Origin of the sequence: Flavobacterium album, assembly GCF_003096035.1 — a bacterium.
In the GTDB taxonomy this organism is placed as follows: domain Bacteria; phylum Bacteroidota; class Bacteroidia; order Flavobacteriales; family Flavobacteriaceae; genus Flavobacterium; species Flavobacterium album.
Map to the genome: position 1 here is coordinate 3,899,049 of NZ_CP029186.1, position 20,524 is coordinate 3,919,572.

Annotated in this window: 20 protein-coding genes; 14 read left to right on the plus strand and 6 right to left on the minus strand. The window is 44.4% G+C overall.

What is annotated here, in order from left to right; genetic code table 11:
* Both HYN59_RS17470 and HYN59_RS17475 read right to left on the minus strand, forming a co-directional pair.
* Entirely contained in the window at positions 1 to 738 is a 738-nt protein-coding gene (locus tag HYN59_RS17470) for a class I SAM-dependent methyltransferase (RefSeq protein ID WP_108779512.1), read from the minus strand.
* A gap of 1 nt (position 739) precedes the next feature.
* A complete protein-coding gene (locus HYN59_RS17475; RefSeq protein ID WP_108779513.1) occupies positions 740 to 2,023 on the minus strand; it encodes an MBL fold metallo-hydrolase in 1,284 nt (427 codons plus the stop codon).
* Between the two features lie 204 nt (positions 2,024 to 2,227).
* Between HYN59_RS17475 and HYN59_RS17480 the strand changes: the two genes are divergently transcribed.
* Positions 2,228 to 3,043 (plus strand): 2,3,4,5-tetrahydropyridine-2,6-dicarboxylate N-succinyltransferase, encoded by an 816-nt coding sequence (locus HYN59_RS17480; protein WP_108779514.1) that lies wholly within the window; start codon positions 2,228 to 2,230, stop codon positions 3,041 to 3,043.
* Between the two features lie 9 nt (positions 3,044 to 3,052).
* On the plus strand, positions 3,053 to 4,888 hold the full coding sequence (locus HYN59_RS17485; RefSeq protein WP_108779515.1) for a glycosyltransferase family 9 protein: 1,836 nt from the start codon (positions 3,053 to 3,055) through the stop codon (positions 4,886 to 4,888).
* Between the two features lie 103 nt (positions 4,889 to 4,991).
* Here the strand turns inward: HYN59_RS17485 and HYN59_RS17490 are convergent, their stop codons facing one another.
* Together HYN59_RS17490 and HYN59_RS17495 are read right to left on the minus strand one after the other, a co-directional pair.
* Positions 4,992 to 5,822 carry a glycosyltransferase family 2 protein gene (locus HYN59_RS17490; RefSeq protein WP_108779516.1) on the minus strand — a complete coding sequence of 277 codons (831 nt, stop codon included), beginning with the start codon at positions 5,820 to 5,822 and terminating at the stop codon, positions 4,992 to 4,994.
* Positions 5,823 to 5,914: 92 nt separating this feature from the next.
* Complete coding sequence (locus tag HYN59_RS17495) at positions 5,915 to 6,688, minus strand: lipopolysaccharide kinase InaA family protein (RefSeq protein WP_108779517.1); 774 nt, start codon at positions 6,686 to 6,688, stop codon at positions 5,915 to 5,917.
* Between the two features lie 268 nt (positions 6,689 to 6,956).
* Here HYN59_RS17495 and HYN59_RS17500 point away from each other — a divergent pair, with 268 nt between their 5' ends.
* Genes HYN59_RS17500 through HYN59_RS17510 form a run of 3 tightly spaced genes read left to right on the plus strand, consistent with a single transcriptional unit; the run spans position 6,957 to position 9,691 of the window.
* Entirely contained in the window at positions 6,957 to 7,811 is an 855-nt protein-coding gene (locus HYN59_RS17500) for a glycosyltransferase (protein ID WP_108779518.1), read from the plus strand.
* 39 nt (positions 7,812 to 7,850) lie between these two features.
* Positions 7,851 to 8,912 (plus strand): glycosyltransferase family 4 protein, encoded by a 1,062-nt coding sequence (locus tag HYN59_RS17505; protein WP_108779519.1) that lies wholly within the window; start codon positions 7,851 to 7,853, stop codon positions 8,910 to 8,912.
* A gap of 23 nt (positions 8,913 to 8,935) precedes the next feature.
* A complete protein-coding gene (locus HYN59_RS17510) occupies positions 8,936 to 9,691 on the plus strand; it encodes a class I SAM-dependent methyltransferase (protein WP_108779520.1) in 756 nt (251 codons plus the stop codon).
* 175 nt (positions 9,692 to 9,866) lie between these two features.
* On the opposite strand, the gene HYN59_RS17515 is transcribed toward HYN59_RS17510, so the two are convergent.
* Positions 9,867 to 10,733, minus strand: a complete 867-nt coding sequence (locus HYN59_RS17515) for a hypothetical protein (protein ID WP_108779521.1) — start codon at positions 10,731 to 10,733, stop codon at positions 9,867 to 9,869.
* A gap of 123 nt (positions 10,734 to 10,856) precedes the next feature.
* On the opposite strand from HYN59_RS17515, the gene glf reads away from it, so the two are divergent.
* The 9 genes from glf (at position 10,857) to HYN59_RS17560 (ending at position 19,461) form a co-directional block, all read left to right on the plus strand.
* Positions 10,857 to 11,966: a UDP-galactopyranose mutase gene (gene glf, locus HYN59_RS17520; RefSeq protein WP_108779522.1), complete on the plus strand. Its 1,110-nt coding sequence runs from the start codon at positions 10,857 to 10,859 to the stop codon at positions 11,964 to 11,966.
* Positions 11,956 to 12,729 (plus strand): DUF4422 domain-containing protein, encoded by a 774-nt coding sequence (locus tag HYN59_RS17525; protein WP_108779523.1) that lies wholly within the window; start codon positions 11,956 to 11,958, stop codon positions 12,727 to 12,729. The genes glf and HYN59_RS17525 overlap by 11 nt, the downstream gene beginning before the upstream one ends.
* Positions 12,730 to 12,741: 12 nt before the next feature.
* On the plus strand, positions 12,742 to 13,845 hold the full coding sequence (locus HYN59_RS17530) for a DegT/DnrJ/EryC1/StrS family aminotransferase (RefSeq protein ID WP_108779524.1): 1,104 nt from the start codon (positions 12,742 to 12,744) through the stop codon (positions 13,843 to 13,845).
* Positions 13,842 to 14,417, plus strand: a complete 576-nt coding sequence (locus HYN59_RS17535) for an L-threonylcarbamoyladenylate synthase (RefSeq protein WP_108779525.1) — start codon at positions 13,842 to 13,844, stop codon at positions 14,415 to 14,417. Before HYN59_RS17530 ends, HYN59_RS17535 begins: the two co-directional genes overlap by 4 nt.
* A complete protein-coding gene (locus HYN59_RS17540; RefSeq protein WP_108779526.1) occupies positions 14,417 to 15,850 on the plus strand; it encodes a CCA tRNA nucleotidyltransferase in 1,434 nt (477 codons plus the stop codon). Before HYN59_RS17535 ends, HYN59_RS17540 begins: the two co-directional genes overlap by 1 nt.
* A 3-nt stretch (positions 15,851 to 15,853) precedes the next feature.
* Positions 15,854 to 16,870: a COX15/CtaA family protein gene (locus HYN59_RS17545; RefSeq protein WP_108779527.1), complete on the plus strand. Its 1,017-nt coding sequence runs from the start codon at positions 15,854 to 15,856 to the stop codon at positions 16,868 to 16,870.
* Positions 16,871 to 16,966: 96 nt separating this feature from the next.
* The gene (locus HYN59_RS17550; protein WP_108779528.1) at positions 16,967 to 17,149 is read left to right on the plus strand and encodes a CsbD family protein; all 183 of its coding nucleotides are present in this window, start codon (positions 16,967 to 16,969) and stop codon (positions 17,147 to 17,149) included.
* Positions 17,150 to 17,540: 391 nt separating this feature from the next.
* The gene (locus tag HYN59_RS17555) at positions 17,541 to 18,389 is read left to right on the plus strand and encodes a transketolase (protein WP_108779529.1); all 849 of its coding nucleotides are present in this window, start codon (positions 17,541 to 17,543) and stop codon (positions 18,387 to 18,389) included.
* A gap of 118 nt (positions 18,390 to 18,507) precedes the next feature.
* Positions 18,508 to 19,461, plus strand: coding sequence for a transketolase family protein (locus tag HYN59_RS17560; protein ID WP_108779789.1), 954 nt, complete (start codon positions 18,508 to 18,510; stop codon positions 19,459 to 19,461).
* Between the two features lie 122 nt (positions 19,462 to 19,583).
* Here the strand turns inward: HYN59_RS17560 and HYN59_RS17565 are convergent, their stop codons facing one another.
* Positions 19,584 to 20,480: an FKBP-type peptidyl-prolyl cis-trans isomerase gene (locus tag HYN59_RS17565; protein WP_108779530.1), complete on the minus strand. Its 897-nt coding sequence runs from the start codon at positions 20,478 to 20,480 to the stop codon at positions 19,584 to 19,586.
* Positions 20,481 to 20,524: the final 44 nt, after the last annotated feature.

The following is a 20,524-nucleotide window of genomic DNA, read 5'->3' on the forward strand; positions in this document are numbered from 1 at the left end:
TCATTTTTTTAGCCTTCCCACCCGCAAAAGTAACAGAAAAACAGCCTTGCCATCGCTTTTGTCCCATGATTCTTTTAATTCATCACGAATGAGGTCGACCGGGTTGCTGCCGTTCTTTTTGATATAATGCTGCACTGCCGACCACGAGTCGATATAGCCAATAAGGTGCTCAAACGTCCATGTAAAGGTCTCAGAGAATTGTTTTGCTTCAATTTCGTCGAACGGAAAAGGGATGGTTTCGTAATCCTTGTCTACATACCTGCGCTCCGGATCCCAGTAGTCGCCTAATGTCTTTTGATGGAAATGGCGGATGATGCGGTCGCTCTCAGGGTTGGTGGAAAAAAGGCCGTAACCCATAACTATGAATAGCCCATCCGGTTTAAGAATACGGTACACTTCTTTATAAAAAGCATCAAAATCAAACCAGTGGATGGCCTGAGCAACTGTTATAAGGTCGAACATTTTATCATTAAAAGAGGTATGCTCTGCCCTTTCTTTCTTATAAATAATATTATCGGCAGTAGCAGCATTTTCCAGCTGCTTATCGCTGATGTCTGTCGCATATACCGTTGTAAAGTGCTTTGCAAGCTTTGCTGCTACCTGCCCATTGCCTGTAGCTACATCGAGGGCAAGGCCTTTTTGAGGGACTAAGGAAATTATATAATCAATGATCTCATGGGAATAGTCGGGCCGGAATTTAGCATAGGTTTGCGCCTGTGTGGAGAAGTTGTCTTTCATTTTAATAGCTTTGTGAAATATTTAATGTACATAAGCCCGAACACGGAGCAGTCGCTGTTATCAAATTTTCTTTTAAGGCAATGCTTCCTCTAATAGTTTCTAGATGATTCCAATTATTTGAAACATATTTTCTTCTAGCATTACAATGAGCATGTTTATGAGTGTTGTCAAGCCCAAATGAATATGCCAACATTGATGGTTTACTGGCATATGGCACACCGTCAACACTTCCATTTGCACCATGATGACTAGCTGTTATTCCTATAATTGTTTTTGAAGGATGATAAGGTATTTTTAAAAATTTTGCATCCCCAGATAATAAAACATACTCATTATTTCCATAGTGAACAAATAAAGCCAGCCCAGAATTGTTCTTATTATTTATATTGCCGGAACACCTAACTATTCTGTGATTTGAAAAGTCAATAAAGTTATCTGAATTATTCCAACATAGTAAATTTCCATTCCGTAATAAAGCAGTAGCTAATTTAATCGCTGTATTACTTAGCCTTTGTTTTGGAACTAACCATTCAGTATTTAAAAGGTCTGAGTTATTTATGTCGAAAGCTAAACATATATGATCTAAATCCCAATGTGAAAGTATTACTTTGGGTTGATTAGAAAAACATAACTTAAATCCAAAAGGAAAAGTTTTTTTATTGGCATTACATCCCCCGCCAACATCGAAATAAAGTAAAGGTATATTATCACCGCTTACTAATGCATTACAATTACCCTGTCCCACATTATATATATTAACATGACTGAAACTATTCAAATTAATATTCTCCAAAAATGCTTTATTTTGTTTTCTTGGGGTACTACTTATTTGGGTGGCGGAAACTATTTCCCTAATCTTTTCCTGCTCGATTTCGGAAAGGTTTTCAAATAGTGTTATATTTTCTAAATCATAATTACCCATAGGCTCTTCGCCTATTAATTGAAAATTGAAAAATTGTTGTTGTAAAATATCTGTTTCTCTTATATTTGTTTGAATTTTCATCCAATCACTCTCCATTCCATAAATAAAATCCGTTCCGAATTTATCAATAAGTTTTGAATAATTTCCACGAACATCAATAATTATTGAAGGAAAATTTAAAATGGTTTCATTATTAATATTTACCTGAAGAGCATCCTTAATATTGATACAGTCGAACCTTATATGTAATTCTCCCATAATTTTCTCAATAGAATCCAAATAAGCAAAATAGCTTTCTCCTGTCAATTTAGGTAATTCACTTTCTTTGATAAGTTTGGGATTGATATTAAACCCTTCATTCATAAAATAATTTATTTAAATGTTTATTTATCGGTATATTTTCGCTTGGAGAGAAGTTGTCTTTCATTGTGTGCTGTTTACCATAAAGATAAAAAAATATAACAAAAACGAGACAGTACATTGAAAAATATTTGTACTTTGTTCCGTGAAATTTGGCATCCATAATAATTACGGATTGTTATCTTTGCCGAAAACATACTTTTTGCTATGAACGCCTTACAACCTATTATAGAGGCTGCCTGGAATGACAGGTCGCTGTTACAGAATGAAACAACTACCAATGCCATACGCGAGGTTATCGAACTTTTAGATTCCGGGAAACTTCGGGTTGCCGAACCTGTAGAAAGCGGCTGGCAGGTAAACGAATGGGTGAAAAAGGCAGTGGTGATGTATTTCCCTATCCAGAAGATGGAAACCCTTGAGGCCGGTATATTTGAGTACCACGACAAAATGCCGCTAAAGCGCGGCTATGCCGAAAAAGGCATTCGTGTGGTACCTAATGCCGTAGCCCGCCATGGAGCCTACATATCATCGGGCGTGATCCTGATGCCAAGCTATGTGAACATCGGCGCTTATGTAGACGAGGGCACCATGGTAGATACCTGGGCCACCGTAGGCAGCTGCGCACAGATAGGCAGAAACGTACACCTGAGCGGCGGTGTGGGCATTGGCGGCGTATTAGAACCGCTCCAGGCCGCACCCGTTATCATTGAGGATGGTGCCTTCATCGGCTCCAGATGCATTGTGGTAGAAGGTGTTCGCGTAGAGGCCGAAGCGGTGCTTGGCGCTAACGTGTGCCTGACTGCCTCCACAAAAATTATAGACGTTACAGGCGATACGCCGATAGAAATGAAAGGTGTGGTGCCTGCACGAAGTGTTGTGATACCGGGCAGCTATACCAAAAAATTCGCTGCAGGCGAATACCAGGTGCCGTGCGCCCTTATTATTGGGAAGCGCAAGCCTTCAACCGACCTGAAAACTTCGCTCAATAACGCTTTAAGGGAATATGACGTAGCGGTTTAACCATAGCTTATGAGTGAACTCAACACAAGAATATCTGCCCTCGCAATTGTTTTTAACGAAGAACATAATATAAGGGAGTACCTGCAAAACATGTCGTTTGCCGACGAGATCGTTGTTGTGGACTCTTTCAGTACCGACCGTACGCCACAAATCATAAAGGAAGAATTCCCCCATGTGCGGTTCTACCAGCGTGTTTTCGATGATTTTTCCTCACAGCGTAATTATACCATAGACCTGGCTAACAACGAATGGGTGGTTTTTTTTGATGCCGACGAAAGGGTTACCCAACAAGGCATTGAAGAGATCGTTGCTACGGTAAACAGCAATCCTGAAGAAGCCGCTTTCTGGGTAAAGCGTATTTTTTACTACCAGGGCAGGCCGCTTGTAAACAACAGCTTTAACGAAGACAGGACCGCAAGGGTTTTCCGGAAGTCGCTGTGCCGTTATTCCGATAAGCTTGTGCACGAACAGCTGAGCATCAACGGCAAAAGCCGTGTACTAAAGCATGCCATACACCACTACTCCTTTAAGGACAAGGAAGACTTTTTGCAGAAAAGGCTCCAATATTCAAAACTGAAGGCAAAAGAATTTCATAAAGATGGCATAAGGCCGAATATTTTTCATTTTACGGTGCGCCCGGCTTTCCGCTTCTTTAAGTATTATGTCCTGAAATTCGGTTTTGTAAATGGCAGGCGCGGCTATGAAATTGCATCCATACTGGGGCACCATGTGTACATGCGCTATGTGTACCTCAAAGAAATGTATGCCGGCGAAGGCAAAAAGATATTAGTGATCCAGCAGAAAATGATTGGAGACGTGCTGGCCAGCAGCGTTATCTGCAATACACTGAAAGAAAACTGCCCGGCATCGCAAGTAGATTATATGGTGCACGACTTTACCAAACCGGTAATTGAGAACAACCCTAATATAGACAACATCATTGTCTTTAAGGAAGAATACCGCAAAAGCCGTCTGGCCTTGTTCCGCTTTGCACTGTCAATCCGAAAATCCAAATACGATGCGGTTATCGATGCGTATAACAAATGGGAAAGCGGCATCATTACACTATTCTCGGGTGCAAAAACAAGGATAGGCTATAAAAAATGGTATACCTCTTTCTTTTACGACAAGACTATTTCGCCCGACTGGAAAGCGCCCAACTCGGCACTGGTACACCGTATGCAGCTTGCAGAAGCCCTTACAGGACAACAACACCCGGTAGTGTACCCTAAGATATACCTTTCCGAAAGCGAAGTGGCCGGGGCAAAAAAAGTACTTGAAGCAAGCCTTGATATGTCGTTGCCCGTGATCATGATAAGCGTACTGGGAAGTGACGAAATAAAGAGCATGCCGGCACCTGAAATGGCGGCCATATTAGATGCTATTGTACAGAACAGCAATGCGCAGCTGCTTTTTAATTACCTCCCTAAACAAGTGGATCAGGCCCGCGAGATCTACAACCTGTGCCGCCCCGAAACACAGCAAAGGATATTATTCGACCTGTATATAAGGGGATTGCGCGAATTTATGGCAGTACTCTCGCAATGCGATGCGCTGATAGGTAATGAAGGCGGCGCGGTGAATATGGCCAAAGCGCTTAGTGTGCCTACATTTACCATATTTTCCCCGTGGATCAACAAAGGATCGTGGAGCATGCTCAACGATGATGAAACGCACATGGCAGTGCACCTACAGGACTTTTTCCCGGAAATTTATGGCGACAGGCACCCGAAGGAATTCAAGGAAAAGTCACTCGAACTATATCAAAAGCTGAAGCCGGAATTGTTTAAGGACAAGCTGCTACGTTTCCTGAAACTGAATGTTAAGCAGCATATGCCTATTTAGAGCATATTGAACATGCGATCTTTATTTTCTTCTGCGTCCGTTTCATAGAAAGATTGCTTCGTCGTGCCTCCTCGCAATGACTCGCGTAGTGGGAACTTAAAAATTACTCAACAGTAACGCCCGGCTCCTTCACAATGCCATAAGGTGTCCATTTTATCTTTTTCTCTTTAACTTCTTTACGGATGGCAAGGTTGGCCGCTAATGATTCCGGCGTTTTGTAACCGCGTGCATGGTCAAGGTGCAAGCATACGGCCTTGTGGCGTATCTGCTTGCCTTTCACGCCAAAATTCTCAAGACGTTCGCCAAACTCACGGTCAGGACCGCCATATTTCATTCTTTCATCATAACCATTCACCGCTATCATATCCTCACGGAAACCTGATGAGTTACAGTTATTGAACGAAGGTGTTGTAGTAGTCACCGTATCGAGCACGGCACCTAATACAGGGCCCGCAGATAATTTCAGCGCCTGCGAAAAGCCCAGCTTGTCCTGTTTTTTCAACCAGTCTACATCAAAGCAATTTTCGTTGAGGATATCTTCTTTGGTAATGGCCTCACTTGTTTTCATGGTGAGCTTGCAGTACCCACCTGAAAGGAATTTCCCCTTCTCGGCAAATTTTGCATGTATCTCTACAAAATCCTTACGCGGAATGCAGTCGCCATCGGTCATGATGATGTACTCATTGGCCGCCTCTATAATGGCAATATTCAGTATCTCCTGCCTGCGATAGCCTTTGTCCTCATGCCAAAGGTGGCGTACAGGAACGGGATAATCAGCGGCATAGCGGTCGATCAGCTCTTTTGTAGCCGGCCGCGAACCGTCATCGGCAATAATAAGCTCAAAATCTTTATAGGTCTGGTTGCTGTACCCTATCAGGACATTCTCCAGCCAGCGTTCTGCATTATACGTACTTACTACTACTGATATTTTCATTTTTTTTCTGAGATTCTTAATTTCTTAGGTACTTAGCAAACTAAGGAACTAAGCACCTCAGCACCTAAGCACCTTTTACTGCACAAAGATAGTTATTTTGTCTTTTTCCTGAGGCCAAGCTTTTCCTTAAGGCGGCGCTTGCGGTGAAAGCGGTTGGCAAAATATTCCGTATACTTTACCATCATTGCCAGTACTTCACTGTATGGGCTGCCGTAAAGCCTGGCATATTCATCACTCATTACTTCCACAAGGCGGATCTCGGGAGTGAGCTTTGCCATATTGATTACCCTTTGCTTCAGTGTCATAGCGCTGCTATGGAAGTTCATCCGGTTCAGGTCGACCAGGAAAAATTCATATTTCTCAGGGCCGGTCTTTTTTATCAGTGTATTGCCCGGTGTATGGTCGAGAAATTCTATTCCCAGCTCATGCAGCCTAAAGGTGAACTGCGTGAACTGGCGCAGGATGATCTCGTGTTCCGGATAATCAGGAATCTCTATCAGCTGCCTGTATGTAAGGTCGGCTTCCAGCTGCTCGCTCATATAATAGCTGTCCTTTAGCGACAAAGGCCCCTTGTTTTCAAAATAAGCAATGGGCTGCGGGGTGCCAATACCTTTTGAAAGCAGGATGTTTGCAAATTCATAAGAGCGCTGTGCCTTGCCTTTTCGCAAAAAACGGTACACTAATTTATTGAGGATGTTGGGCACTTTGAACGATTTGACATTTACCGTCATACTGCCCAGCGGAAATAGCTTTATCCTGTTGCGCTTGCCGTCGATGAACAGAACGCCTTCGGTATCAAAATTGTCGATAATATGTGTTATCTCTTGTGTTTGCGGAAGGAATTCAGGATGGATGGTTTTATTCATCTACAATTGCAAATTTTGTACAAAAGTAACCATTTTGCATTTTACACTTCAAATAATTGCGCTATTTTTACCGGATTAAGTATCTGGCTGAAATATCCAACCACATAGGAACATAGGTTTCATAGCGTTTTAAAGAAAGTGTATACTCACATAGGTGAAGCGTCGCTTCATCTATGTGTTCTTAAGCATCACTTAAAGGTTCTTTTAGGCCTATGTATCTATGTGGTTAAAAATAAAACAGATCGTATAATTAACCATAACCCGCTTTATGTTCAACCATTACCTCATCACGCGCTTCAACCTGAAAAACCCCAAGTGGGATGTTACCAAGAACAACGAATCCCTTCTGACGGATGAGTGGCTGGAACACAGGCTTTGGCTGTTCGAGAATTTCTGCTTCCCTTCTGTGGCGGCACAGGTGAACAGGAACTTTGAATGGCTTATTTATTTTGACATAACCACACCTGATACTTATAAGCAAAAAATTGCCGCTATCATCGGGAACCAGCCCAACATCAGGCTGTTTTATATTGAAGGGATGCCTGCTTTTTACCCTGAGATCCAAAAGCTCATCGCAACAGAAGCTACCGGAAAGCCTTACCTCATCACTTCGCGCATTGATAATGACGACTGCATACGGAACACCTTCATCGACGAAGTGCAAAAACAATTTGACAAACAGGATTACCTTGCCATCGATGTAATAAAAGGCTATTCTTTACAGATAAAGCCCGTGATCATGCTGGGCAAGAAAGAGCACATCTTCAACCCGTTCATTAGCCTTATCGAGAAAAACGACAACCCGACGACCGTTTGGGCCAACGACCATAACCACTGGAAAAAAGAAACCCGGGTAAAGCAGGTTACCGACAAACGCTTATGGATGTCGATCATCCACGAGAAAAATAAAGTGAACGAGTTCGACGGCTACGGCAACATCAAATGGGACGATGTAAAGAACGATTTTATCGTGTCCGGTGCCATGGCATCAACTATAAGCCGGGACATACTGCCGCACAGCCAGTGGTGGTGGACCAGCTTTAAGAACGGATTGTACGTAAACTGGGTACTGTTTAACAAGTCGCTCAAAAAAGCGCTTGGCATTTATAAATTAAAACAATAGCGGGACCTGCCGGAATTGATAATCCTATAAAAGAATTACATGAGATCTGTCTTCCTGGAATCACACAATATGAAGAACCGCGCCGGCGGACTGGGCACTTTCAATTATGAGCTCATCAAAGCAATCGCGAAAAAGCCGCTGACAGACCTGGAGATCTGCCTGAACCTGAAAGATCCGCAACAGGCACAGGATGAGTTTAAGGACATATTCAAATATAAAAAATACACCAGCCTGCAGCGTCATGCCTTTTTCAGGATACGCGGGAAATTCGATGTATGGCACAGCATGAACCAAAACACGAAAGTAGAGCCGTTTTCTGCGCCTAAAAAATACATCCTTACTGTGCATGACGTAATTTTTATGGAACAGGGGAATGAAGCAGACAGGCAGAAAAACGTGAAGCTTTTTAAGGACAAGCTGGAGCGTGCCGATGTAATAACCTATATTTCCGACTTTGCCAGGCAGCAGGTGCACACGCATTTCCGGGTCCCGCAGGTGGAGGAAGTAATCATCTATAATGGGAACCCTGTTGCTTCAGCGTTAAATTATGAAGGCTATACACCACAGGCACCTATGGATAAGCCATTTTTTTACAGCCTTGGTGACTTCCTGGAACGCAAGAATTTTATGGCGCTGGTAAAAATGATCGAAATAACCGATGGCTATAATCTTGTCATCTCAGGGAATAACGACAAAAGCTACGGGCAGGAAATAAAGGATTACATTAATCAAAAGAACCTTCAGGACAGGGTATTCCTTACCGGAAAGGTGAGCGAGGAAGGCAAGCGGTTCTACATGGCCAATTGCGCCGCGTTCCTGTTTCCGTCTGTTAATGAAGGTTTTGGGCTTCCGCCGATAGAGGCTATGTACTTTGGTAAGCCGGTATTTTTAAGCAACCTGTCGTCGCTGCCCGAGATAGGCGGGGATGCTGCTTTTTACTGGGAAAATTTCGATCCGGGATACATGAGGGATTTCGTACTGCAAAACCTGCAGCGCTATCATGCCAGTCCGGGCAGTTATGTTGAAAAAATAAAAGCAAGGGCAGCTTTTTTCAGTTGGGACAAAGCCGCTCATGCCTATCTGGAACTGTACCGCAAGTAACATTACGATATAAATAACACACTATGATAATAGAGCAATATTTTACTAAAGGCAAAAAGGTTCTGAACGATCCTATATTTAAGGACGCGCAGCAAAAAGGACGCGACGAACTGAATAAAAAGCCTTCCCGCAGCGATATTATTAACTTCCTTTTATCGAAACTGAACCGCGAAACGACCTACCTTGAAATTGGCGTGCGCAACCTGAATGATAACCACAACCATGTAAAAGCTGATAAAAAATATGGCGTAGACCCGGGAGTTGATTTTGCAGGCAACCCTAATGGATTCCAGCTTCCCAGCGATGATTTTTTTGCAAAGCTGGAAAAGGGCGAAGTTCTCGATAAGGATATTTTGTTCGATGCGATCTTCATTGACGGCCTTCACCTTGCAGAGCAGGTAGACCGTGACATCATCAACTCCCTGAAGTATATTAAGGATGACGGCTTTATCGTGCTGCACGACTGCAACCCGCCAACAGAATGGCATGCCCGGGAAGATTACGATTACAAGCACTCCCCAGCAGGCGTGCAATGGAACGGCACCACCTGGAAGGGATTTGTAAAATGGAGGCACGAATCATCAGTCTACTCCTGCTGTGTAGACAGTGACTGGGGCGTGGGCGTAATTGCTAAAAAACATGCTATAGGCAACAGCATAGCTACACCTAACAGCAATCCTTTTTATGAGTTCGATGTATTTGCCAAAGACCGAAAGGGCTACCTCAACCTGATATCGTTCGAAGAGCTTAAGGCAGCGGTAAACAAAGCAATGCCATAATTAAAGAGATATAAAAAGGCTCCGATGCTAAACACACCGGGCCTTTTTTTTATGCTTAATACGTTACAACCGAAAATATTCTAAAGCCGAACGAAAATGTCAGATTGAGCGCAGTCGAAATGCGGCATTTTCGTTCTTCATGCTTACCGAGTACGCTCGAAGCTGCAAGATTATCTTATTTTTTAAACAAAAACTTGAACCACTGCCCGAAATTCTTTTTAAGAAGGAAGAAGGAAGGAACATTCAGCTTACCCGAGCGCTTAAAGTTCTCCAACAGCTCCTGTATGGTTTTGCCCGGCATGAACTCCAGCGTTTTCCAATGCATCGGGTTCAGGTAAAAGAAGCCCTCGATCTGCTTGTAGTTCGACTTGTTCACCATATCCCACTTTTTCATAAAAGCCTCTTTGTCTATATCGGTATTGTGGCCCCAGTTTTCCAGCTTCTGCACCAGCTCTCCCCTTTCCCTCGAAAGGCAGTCGTGCAGCGCGATGCTGTTGGTATAAACGGACCTGCATTTACAGTGGCGGCCCACCTTATAACCCGGGTGGTTGGAGGCCACCATGAACTTATCTAGCTTATCTACATAGAGAACGCCTTCATCTACATATTTATACAGGTTCACCTTGAAGGCACATATTTGTATCTTTTCGGCCCCTTCCTTCAGGAAATGGTTCTTTGACCTTAAGAAGTCGGTAAACGATTTGAAGTCATAAAAATATTCGTCGCTGTCCAGCTGTACAAGCCAGTTGCCAACACCCATTTTTTCGGCCAGCATCTTGCGTTCCCTTACTTCACATGCCATAGTGCTGAGTTCCGGCACGTAAAACTCATCTTCATAAATGACAATCTTATTGTCGGTATCTACGGCTTTTATCCATTCGAAAAAAGACGGGTCGATATCAAAACTTTCCCCGTTCCAGGTTTTCTTATTCTTGTCGATAGCCAGGAAAATGGTATCGCTCTCAGAATATATAGGCGGCAATGCGAACTTAATCAGCTTATAATCATACGACACAAGAAAGCCTACCTGTATTTTTTTCATGTTGGAAGATGTTGATTTTTATGCGGTGCAAGTTAAGATAATTTTGAATTTCATGTGCAGGTAATATTTTCTTTGTGACGGCGGTTCGCCAAAACTTAAAAAAATATTGCATAATTTCGCCAAATGGACAAATATGATTACGTTATAGTGGGTTCGGGGCTTTTTGGAAGCGTTTTTGCGCATGAAGCTTCCAAAAGGGGAAAAAAATGCCTCGTGATAGACAAGCGCGACCATTTGGGCGGCAATGTATATTGCGAAAATGTAGAGGGCATCAATGTGCACAAATACGGCGCACATATTTTTCATACCAACGATAAAGGCCTTTGGGATTACGTGAACCAATTTGCCGAATTCAACCATTACAGGAATTCGCCGTTGTCGCTGTCTAAGGGCAAACTGTACAACCTGCCTTTCAATATGAATACCTTTTACCAGCTTTGGGGAACGATAACCCCGGCAGAGGCGCAGGCAAAGATCGATGAGCAAATAGCTGAATACGGGACATCCGACCCGCAGAACCTTGAGGAACAGGCGCTATCGCTGGTGGGGAAGGATATTTACGAAACCCTTATAAAAGAATATACCGAAAAGCAATGGGGAATGAGCGCAACGCTGCTGCCTGCTTTTATCATAAAGCGGCTGCCGGTGCGTTTTACCTTTGACAATAATTATTTTAACGACACCTACCAGGGCATCCCGAAAGGCGGCTACAATAAGATCATAGACGGCCTGTTGGAAGGAATAGAATGTAAAACGGATATTGATTTTTTTGAGGAAAGGGAAAAATGGGAAGGCCTGGCCGATAAGATCGTGTTTACCGGCAAGGTGGATGAATATTTCAATTATGAGTTCGGGCAGCTGGATTACCGTTCACTGCGCTTTGAGAACGAGATATTGCCAGTGGCTAACCACCAGGGGAATGCGGTGGTTAACTATAATGATAAGGAAGTTCCCTATACCCGCATCATAGAGCATAAGCACTTTGAGTTTGGCACACAGCCATCGACGGTCATTACGAAGGAGTACCCCGACGAGTGGACGCCCGGCAAAGAAGCCTTCTACCCCATAAACGATGATAAGAACCAGGCGATCTACCAAAAGTATAGCGAGCTGAAAAAACAGCAGCCCAACACCATATTTGGCGGGCGCCTGGCAGAATACCGTTATTATGACATGCACCAGATCATTGCCTCTGCACTCACTGCCATAAAAAAAGAATTCAATGAGAACTAAGATATTCGTAGTTACCCACAAAGGCAAGCCGCCTGTAATTAATGAAGTGTTTATCCCGATTCAGGTAGGCAAAGGCGAGACCATTTATGATGGCATTGCACGTGACAACACCGGGGATAACATCACGCAAAAGAACAGCAGCTTTTGCGAACTTACGGCATCCTACTGGATTGATAAGAACATAACCGATGCCAACTATGTAGGCATCTGCCATTACAGGAGGTATTTCAATTTTTTCCCGCCGCTGTTCACTTTTAAGCCCTCGCGGCAGAAAAAGGCAACGGAGCAGGAATTCAAAGCGTCCCCTACCGGAAAGGCTTCTGCTGAAAAGACCGCTAAGAAAGTAGCCGCGATCATGAAAGACCATGATTGCATTATGCTGCGCCCCTACCACATGAAAGAAGGGCTTTCGGAATCATATTACAATGCGCAGGGCGGGCACCGGGAATCGGACTGGAAAGAAACCATGAAGATCATCAGGGAGCTTTATCCTGAATACGACCAAAGCATTGTGGACTATCTTGACAACGGGCACAATTTCCACATGGGCAACATGATGGTTACTACCAAAGAGAAGTGGGCTGCCTACCACAAATGGCTTTTCTCCATACTATTTGAACTGGAAAAAAGGATCGAAGTGCCGACTGACGCTGTACAGGGAAGGGTTTTCGGGTATATCTCGGAAAGGATCATCAACCTGTATGTATACCATAACAAGTTCAGGATAAAAGAAATGGGCGGCTATAAGATCACCGACCTTTAAACTGTCTTTGGCATGATAAAATTCCTCGACCTGCAAAAAATAAACCTCCTGCACCAACAGGAAATTGAGGCACGCCTGCTTAAAGCGTTCAGGAGCGGCTGGTACCTGCTGGGCGATGAAGTAAAGCAGTTCGAGAAAAATCTTAGCGCTTATATTGGCTGCAGGAATGCCATTGGGGTTGCCAACGGGCTTGATGCATTGCGCCTGATCCTGAAAGCTTATATGGAACTCGGTGTAATGCAGGAAGGCGACGAAGTGATTGTCCCGGCAAATACGTATATTGCCTCGTTGCTGGCCATTACCGATAACCGCCTCTCCCCGGTTTTAGTAGAGCCGGACATTGACACTTATAATATCGACATTGCCAAAATAGAAGCCGACATTACACCGAAGACCAAAGCCATAATGATTGTGCATCTGTATGGGCGTGTTATATTTTCGGAGGAACTGAAGGCATTGGCACAAAAGCATAACCTGAAAATAATTGAAGATAACGCCCAGGCCATCGGGGCTGAATGGAACGGAATAAAAAGCGGCAACCTTGGCGATGCAGCGGGCTTTAGCTTTTATCCCGGCAAGAATCTTGGCGCGCTGGGCGATGCCGGCGCTGTTACGACCAATGATGATGAACTGGCAAAAACGATCCGCACACTGGCCAATTACGGTTCGGAAGAGAAGTATGTGAATAAGTTGCAGGGACTGAATTCAAGGCTGGATGAGATACAGGCAGCCGTTCTGGATGAAAAGTTGCACTACCTTGACCAAGAGAATGATAGGCGAAAAGAGGTGGTGAAATTTTACCTGGACAATATAACCAACCCTGAGATCATACTGCCGCAGCTTCCCGAAAATGAGAAAGAGCATGTATGGCACCTGTTCGTTATCCGTACTAAAGAACGGGACAGGCTGCAAAATTATTTAAAGGATAACGGCATACAGACATTGATCCACTACCCTATCCCGCCACACAGGCAGGAAGCGTACCCGCAACTGCATCATCAATCGTTCTCGATAACCGAGAAGATACATGAGGAGGTTTTGAGCCTTCCGGTAAGCCCGGTGATGACGGATGAAGAAATAAAGAAAGTGGTTGAAACACTAAACAATTACAAATGAGCACACCCGATATAAATACCGAAGTACACAATGCCTTTGAGGCTATAAAAAATGGCGGCATTATTCTCTATCCTACTGATACCGTGTGGGGCATTGGCTGTGATGCGACTAATCCCGAGGCCGTAAAAAAAATATATGCCCTAAAGCAGCGCGAGGAAAGCAAAAGCATGATCGTGCTGATGAACAGCGACCGCATGATGCATAATGTTTTTAAGGAAATACCTGAAGTGGCCTGGCAGATACTCGACTTGTCTGAAAAGCCTACAACACTGATACTGGATAACCCGCGCAATGTGGCCCCGAATATCATTGCCGAAGACAAAACCCTTGGCGTAAGGGTGGTAAAAGAGCCTTTTTGCTACAAGCTCATGGAACGCATGAAAAAGCCTTTAGTGTCTACTTCAGCGAATATCAGCGGCAGCCCTACCCCAAATTCTTTTAAAGAAATAGACCATCATATTTTGGACGGCGTAGACTATATCGTAAATTTGCACCGTGAAAAGATCGCCGCAAAACCTTCCACCATCATTAAGCTGGGGAACGATTTGCAGGTGAAAGTGATACGCCCCTGATGGAAAACAAAACTTCATATAAAGAAGCCCTAAATAATAAGATCTTCAGCATTACCTCGCAGGCCGCCAAAGAACTTAACGTAAAAAGTTATGTAATCGGCGGGTTTGTACGTGACCTGTTGCTAAAGCGCGATTTCAAAAAAGATATTGACATCGTAGCTGTAGGAAGCGGCATCGACCTTGCCGAAAAGGTCTCTTCCCTTTTACCGAAAAAGCCAAAAGTGCAGGTATTCAAAACCTATGGCACTGCAATGCTGCGTTTTGAGGAAATTGATATTGAGTTTGTTGGCGCCCGCAAGGAGTCGTATACCGAGAACAGCCGCAACCCGCAGGTGGAGACCGGCACGCTGGAAGACGACCAGAACCGTCGCGACTTTACCATCAATGCCCTGGCGCTTTCACTGGATGAAAAAGACTTCGGTGCATTGGTTGACCCGTTCAATGGCGTTGAAGACCTTCGCAACAAGATTATCCGTACGCCATTAGATCCGGATATTACCTATAGCGACGATCCGCTGCGCATGATGCGCGCCATACGTTTCGCCACACAGTTGGGCTTTACCATTGAGGAAGATTCGCTTACTGCTATTGAAAGGAACAAGGAGCGTATCAAAATAATTTCGGGTGAGCGTATTGTAGATGAGTTGAACAAAATACTGTCGGCTGCTGTGCCCTCTGTAGGCTTTAAGCTGCTGCATCAAACCGGCTTGTTGCACATCATCCTTCCGGAACTTACCGCCCTACAGGGTGTTGAGGAAGTGGAAGGCCAGACCCATAAAGACAATTTTTACCACACACTTGAGGTGGTTGACAATATAGCGCCAAACACCGAAGATGTATGGCTCCGCTGGGCTGCACTGCTGCACGATATTGGCAAGGCGCCTACGAAGAAATTCAGCAAAAAAGTAGGCTGGACCTTTCACGGGCATGAGTTTGTTGGCGGCAAGATGGTGAAAAAGCTGTTTGAGCGCCTGCACATGCCGCTGAACCAGAAGATGAAGTTCGTATCGAAAATGGTGATGCTGAGCTCTCGCCCTATTGTATTGTCGCAGGACATTGTGACCGATTCGGCTGTACGCAGGCTGGTGTTTGATGCCGGTGAAGATATTGAGAGCCTTATGACACTATGCGAAGCCGACATTACGACCAAGAACCCGAATAAGTTCAAAAAATACCATAACAACTTTAAGATCGTGCGCCAGAAGATCGTAGAGGTTGAAGAACGCGACCATGTACGCAACTTCCAGCCGCCCATTACCGGCGAGGAGATCATGGAAACATTTGGGCTTACTCCGGGGCGTGAGATCGGGATTTTAAAGGAAGCTATTAAAGAAGCAATACTGGAGGGGGAAATACATAATGATTATGAGTCGGCACATGCTTTCATGATGGCTAAAGCGGAAAATATGGGCCTGAAAATTCAAAACAACTAAGATATGAAACGCAATAACGCTGTGATATGGTGGCTGCTTTCAGGCTGTATCCTTGTTTTTATAATGGTAGTGGTTGGCGGTATCACGCGCCTGACAAATTCGGGCCTTTCGATGACCGACTGGCATCTGGTTACTGACACCTTCCCTCCTATGAGTGAAGAAAAGTGGAGTGCTGCATTTGAGGAATACAAAAAGTTTCCCGAATACCAAAAGATCAACATCCATAACGACTTTACCCTTGACGACTACAAGTTCATTTATTTTTGGGAGTGGTTTCACAGGCTTATTGGGCGCATCATCGGCATTGTTTTTATCGTACCTTTCATCTATTTCCTGATAAGAAAGCAACTGGACGGGAGCACTATAAAAAAATGCCTTATCCTATTGGGCATGGGTGCCCTGCAGGGATTCTTCGGATGGTTCATGGTGAAAAGCGGCTTGGTAGACAACCCGGATGTGAGCCACTTCAGGCTTTCGCTTCACCTTACGTTTGCATTTATAACTTTCGCCTATACGCTTTGGGTAGCGCTCGACCTGATTTACCCCGAAAGGCATACTGTAAACCACAAACTGCGCCGCATTGGAAGGATTGCACTTGCTATTTTATTACTTCAGATCATCTACGGCGGATTCGTTGCGGGCCTTAATGCCGGGCTAATACACAACCACTGGCCGCTTATGAGCGACGGGCAGTTGGTACACGACAGCGTTCTTATAGAGAAGCCAACAATCCTGCTGGCCCTCACTGAAGGCCAGAGTGGTGTGCAATTTGTGCACCGCACCATGGCGTATATAGTTGTGGCAATGATCGTATATCTCTACTTTACCGCAAGAAGCACAGCCAATGCCCAGCAAAGAAAAGGATTGAATGCACTTATATTGATCGTGTTCATTCAGTTTACACTGGGAGTATTCACGTTGTTGCTGCGGGTTCCGCTATGGCTGGGGCTGGCGCACCAGGTAGTGGCTTTCTTCCTCCTTACTTCCATGACCTATACGCTGCACCGTTTCAGTAAGTAGTCATGTTTGTGATTTAATTAAGATTGCTTTACCATCAATTTGGGAAATCATGGTGTAATTTTACAATACAGAAAGCAACTAATAAAATTACACATTATGCCAAATTCAACGGAGATCCAGGGTGGCTGGGACGAATTCAAAGGTAAACTGAAACAGAAATATGCCGAACTTACAGATGATGATCTGACATATGAGGAAGGCAAAGACGATGAAATGTGGGGAAAACTTGAGCAGAAATTAGGCAAGGCAAAGAAAGAAATACTTTCTATTTTCCAATAGCCTTTCCCTTAAGAAAAACTACCACATATTCCGAAACTGTTCTATAGGCGCAAGTTGCTTATCGAACAGTTTTTTTTATGTGGATTTCAGATTTCAGAATGTAGATTTTAGATTGAGCTTCACTCGGGTGTGCCACTTTATTCGATACCTGCCTATAATCATTTCAATGAAAATTCTGAAAAACCATTAAAAAAAACAATCTGCATATATCATGAAGTCTTTTCATCCGAGTGAAGCTCGCGTGAGGGACAGAAGCGACATCCTGCTGAGGCACGAAGCAGATAGAGCGGATGGCCCGACGTCGTAGCTTGCGGAGCCGGCACGCCCAAATTAATTTGCCAGTCGTGAAAATTAAAAGTACTTTTGCGCAAGTTTAATTTTAATCTGACAAATGAAGCCTAACACCCAACAACTAAACGATTTAACTACACAGGTACGAAGGGATATCCTTCGCATGGTGCATGCCGTAAACTCAGGCCACCCGGGCGGTTCGCTGGGATGTACTGAATTTTTGGTAGCGCTTTACCAGGTTTTGATGGACCGCAAAGAAGGATTTGACATGGACGGCATCAATGAAGACCTGTTTTTCCTTTCCAACGGCCACATTTCGCCTGTATTTTACAGCGTGCTTGCCCGCAGCGGCTACTTTCCTGTAGCAGAGCTGGCTACCTTCCGCCTTATCAACTCCAGGCTTCAGGGGCACCCAACAACCCACGAAGGGCTTCCTGGTGTGCGCGTTGCTTCAGGCTCCCTCGGACAGGGACTAAGCGTTGCTCTTGGCGCTGCGCAAACCAAAAAACTTAATGGCGACAACCACCTTGTTTACAGCCTGCATGGCGACGGTGAGCTCCAGGAAGGGCAAAACTGGGAAGCTATAATGTATGCTTCGGCTTATAAAGTAGATAACATCATTGCTACAATTGACGTTAACGGAAAACAAATTGACGGCCCAACAGACGATGTGCTGCCGATGGGAAGCCTTAGCGCAAAATTCATCGCCTTTGGGTGGGAGGTTGTAGAGATACCGCAGGGGAACAATATTGAGGCCATCATTGCCGGCATGACCGAAGCCAAAGCGCGTACCGGAAAAGGAAAGCCGGTTTGCGTATTGCTGCATACCGAAATGGGCAACGGCGTTGACTATATGATGCATACCCACGCATGGCACGGAAAAGCGCCGAACGATGAGCAGCTTGAACTTGCTTTTGCACAGAATGCGATAACCTTGGGAGATTATTAATAGATTTAAGAATTCAGATTTCAGATTTCAGATTGAGCTTCACTCCTGCCGGATCAGTTCGGAATATTAAAGTATGAGTGGCAATCTGAAATCTGAAATCTACAATCTGAAATATTTCATGAAAAAATACACAAATACAGGAAATAAAGATACACGTTCGGGTTTTGGCGCAGGCCTTACCGAACTTGGGCAGACTAACGAAAATGTTGTTGCCCTTTGCGCCGACCTTATCGGGTCGCTTAAAATGGACGATTTTAAAAAGAACCACCCGGAGCGTTTTTTCCAGATGGGTATTGCCGAGGCGAACATGATAGGAATGGCTGCCGGTATGACTATCGGCGGAAAGATACCTTTTACAGGTACGTTCGCCAACTTCTCTACCGGAAGGGTATACGACCAGATACGCCAGTCGGTTGCGTACTCTGACAAAAACGTGAAAATATGCGCATCGCACGCGGGGCTTACCCTGGGCGAAGACGGTGCAACCCACCAGATACTTGAAGACATCGGACTAATGAAAATGCTTCCGGGCATGACCGTTATCAATACCTGCGACTACAACCAGACGAAAGCTGCTACCATAGCTATTGCCGAGCATCACGGGCCGGTTTACCTACGTTTCGGAAGGCCGTCGGTACCGAACTTTACGCCCGAGAACGGTGAATTCAAAATCGGTAAGGCTGTATTGCTAAATGAGGGTACCGATGTGACCATAATTGCTACTGGCCACCTGGTTTGGGAAGCTTTGGTTGCTGCTGAGGCACTGGAAGCAAAAGGCATTTCTGCCGAGGTGATCAACATTCACACCATTAAGCCCCTTGATGAGGAAGCTATCCTGAAATCGGTTGCCAAAACAGGATGTGTGGTTACTGCTGAGGAGCACAACATCCTTGGAGGCCTTGGGGAGAGCGTTGCCCGTACATTGGCATTGAACACCCCTGCCCCGCAGGAATTCGTTGCCGTGAACGACAGTTTTGGCGAAAGTGGTACACCTGCACAGCTTATGGATAAATACAAGCTGAACAACCAGGCTATTGTTGAAGCTGCTGAAAAAGTGATAAAGAGGAAATAGTTTTATTCCTTATTTATAGATATAAATCCCGTTCTTATGAGCGGGATTTTTTGTTTAGCTGTAATGCACAAAAAATCCCGATGCCAACGACACCGGGATTTCTGTTATAATTTATTCCTTCATTACCAACAAGAAGGATCCAAATGCTTTTTCAGCGTCCCGCCGGAGCAGGGTGGTATTTGATCAAACGAATAATATGCCGCAGGGCTTGAATCAGGTATCATTATCTCATACTTTGTAAAGTGCCCATCGCCATCATCATCGGTATCAAGATAGTTTGGCACATCGTCGCCATCGGTATCATAATCTTTTATATCTACACCATCAACAGTCTCATATTTATTCAGGATACCATCGCCATCTATGTCGGTGTATTCAAGAGCATAAAATTTAAAAGTGAAGATCATCGAATCGTAAGCCGAAACCCCCGATGCAGGTGTCGAATTATAATAGGCCAGCCCTGAAGGGAGGAACATGGCACCAGCTCCGTAATTCTGGAAAGTAGGGGGATCATTCGGGTTAGTATCTACATATTGCCCTGTCTTAAACAACGGTATTATTTCCTGCCATCCCAGGATAGTACCAGCAAGGGACGAAAGGGTTTGCGGGTAGGGCTGCGAATCGAACTGGAGGCCCGAAAATATGGTACCGCTATAAGCAACCAGCACATTATCGGCCCTGGTAGGCGACTCGCCTGTACCTTCATTGAACATCAGGTAATATACGGTATAATCAACATTGTTGCTATTTACGATCTTGTTACGTAAAGGATACTCCGTCTGCTCCCATATAGAAGTTTGGGTCCCGCCTTCGGGTATCGCAAAAAAGGTAGCATCAAGGGTGGTCGGATTAACGACCATATAATGTGTTTTCAGGTAATTCTCTATGTCAACTTTCTCAGTAGCATACTGTACGGCATAATCCCTTGGCGGCACTACATTGACACCATCGTCTTTTTTACAGGCTGCAAAGAGGGTAATTATTGAAAGAAGGCCAAAAGCCTTTAAAAATCTATTCATTTTAATTTTTTTAATGGCGCAAGATACAATTTTCATTTATTTTT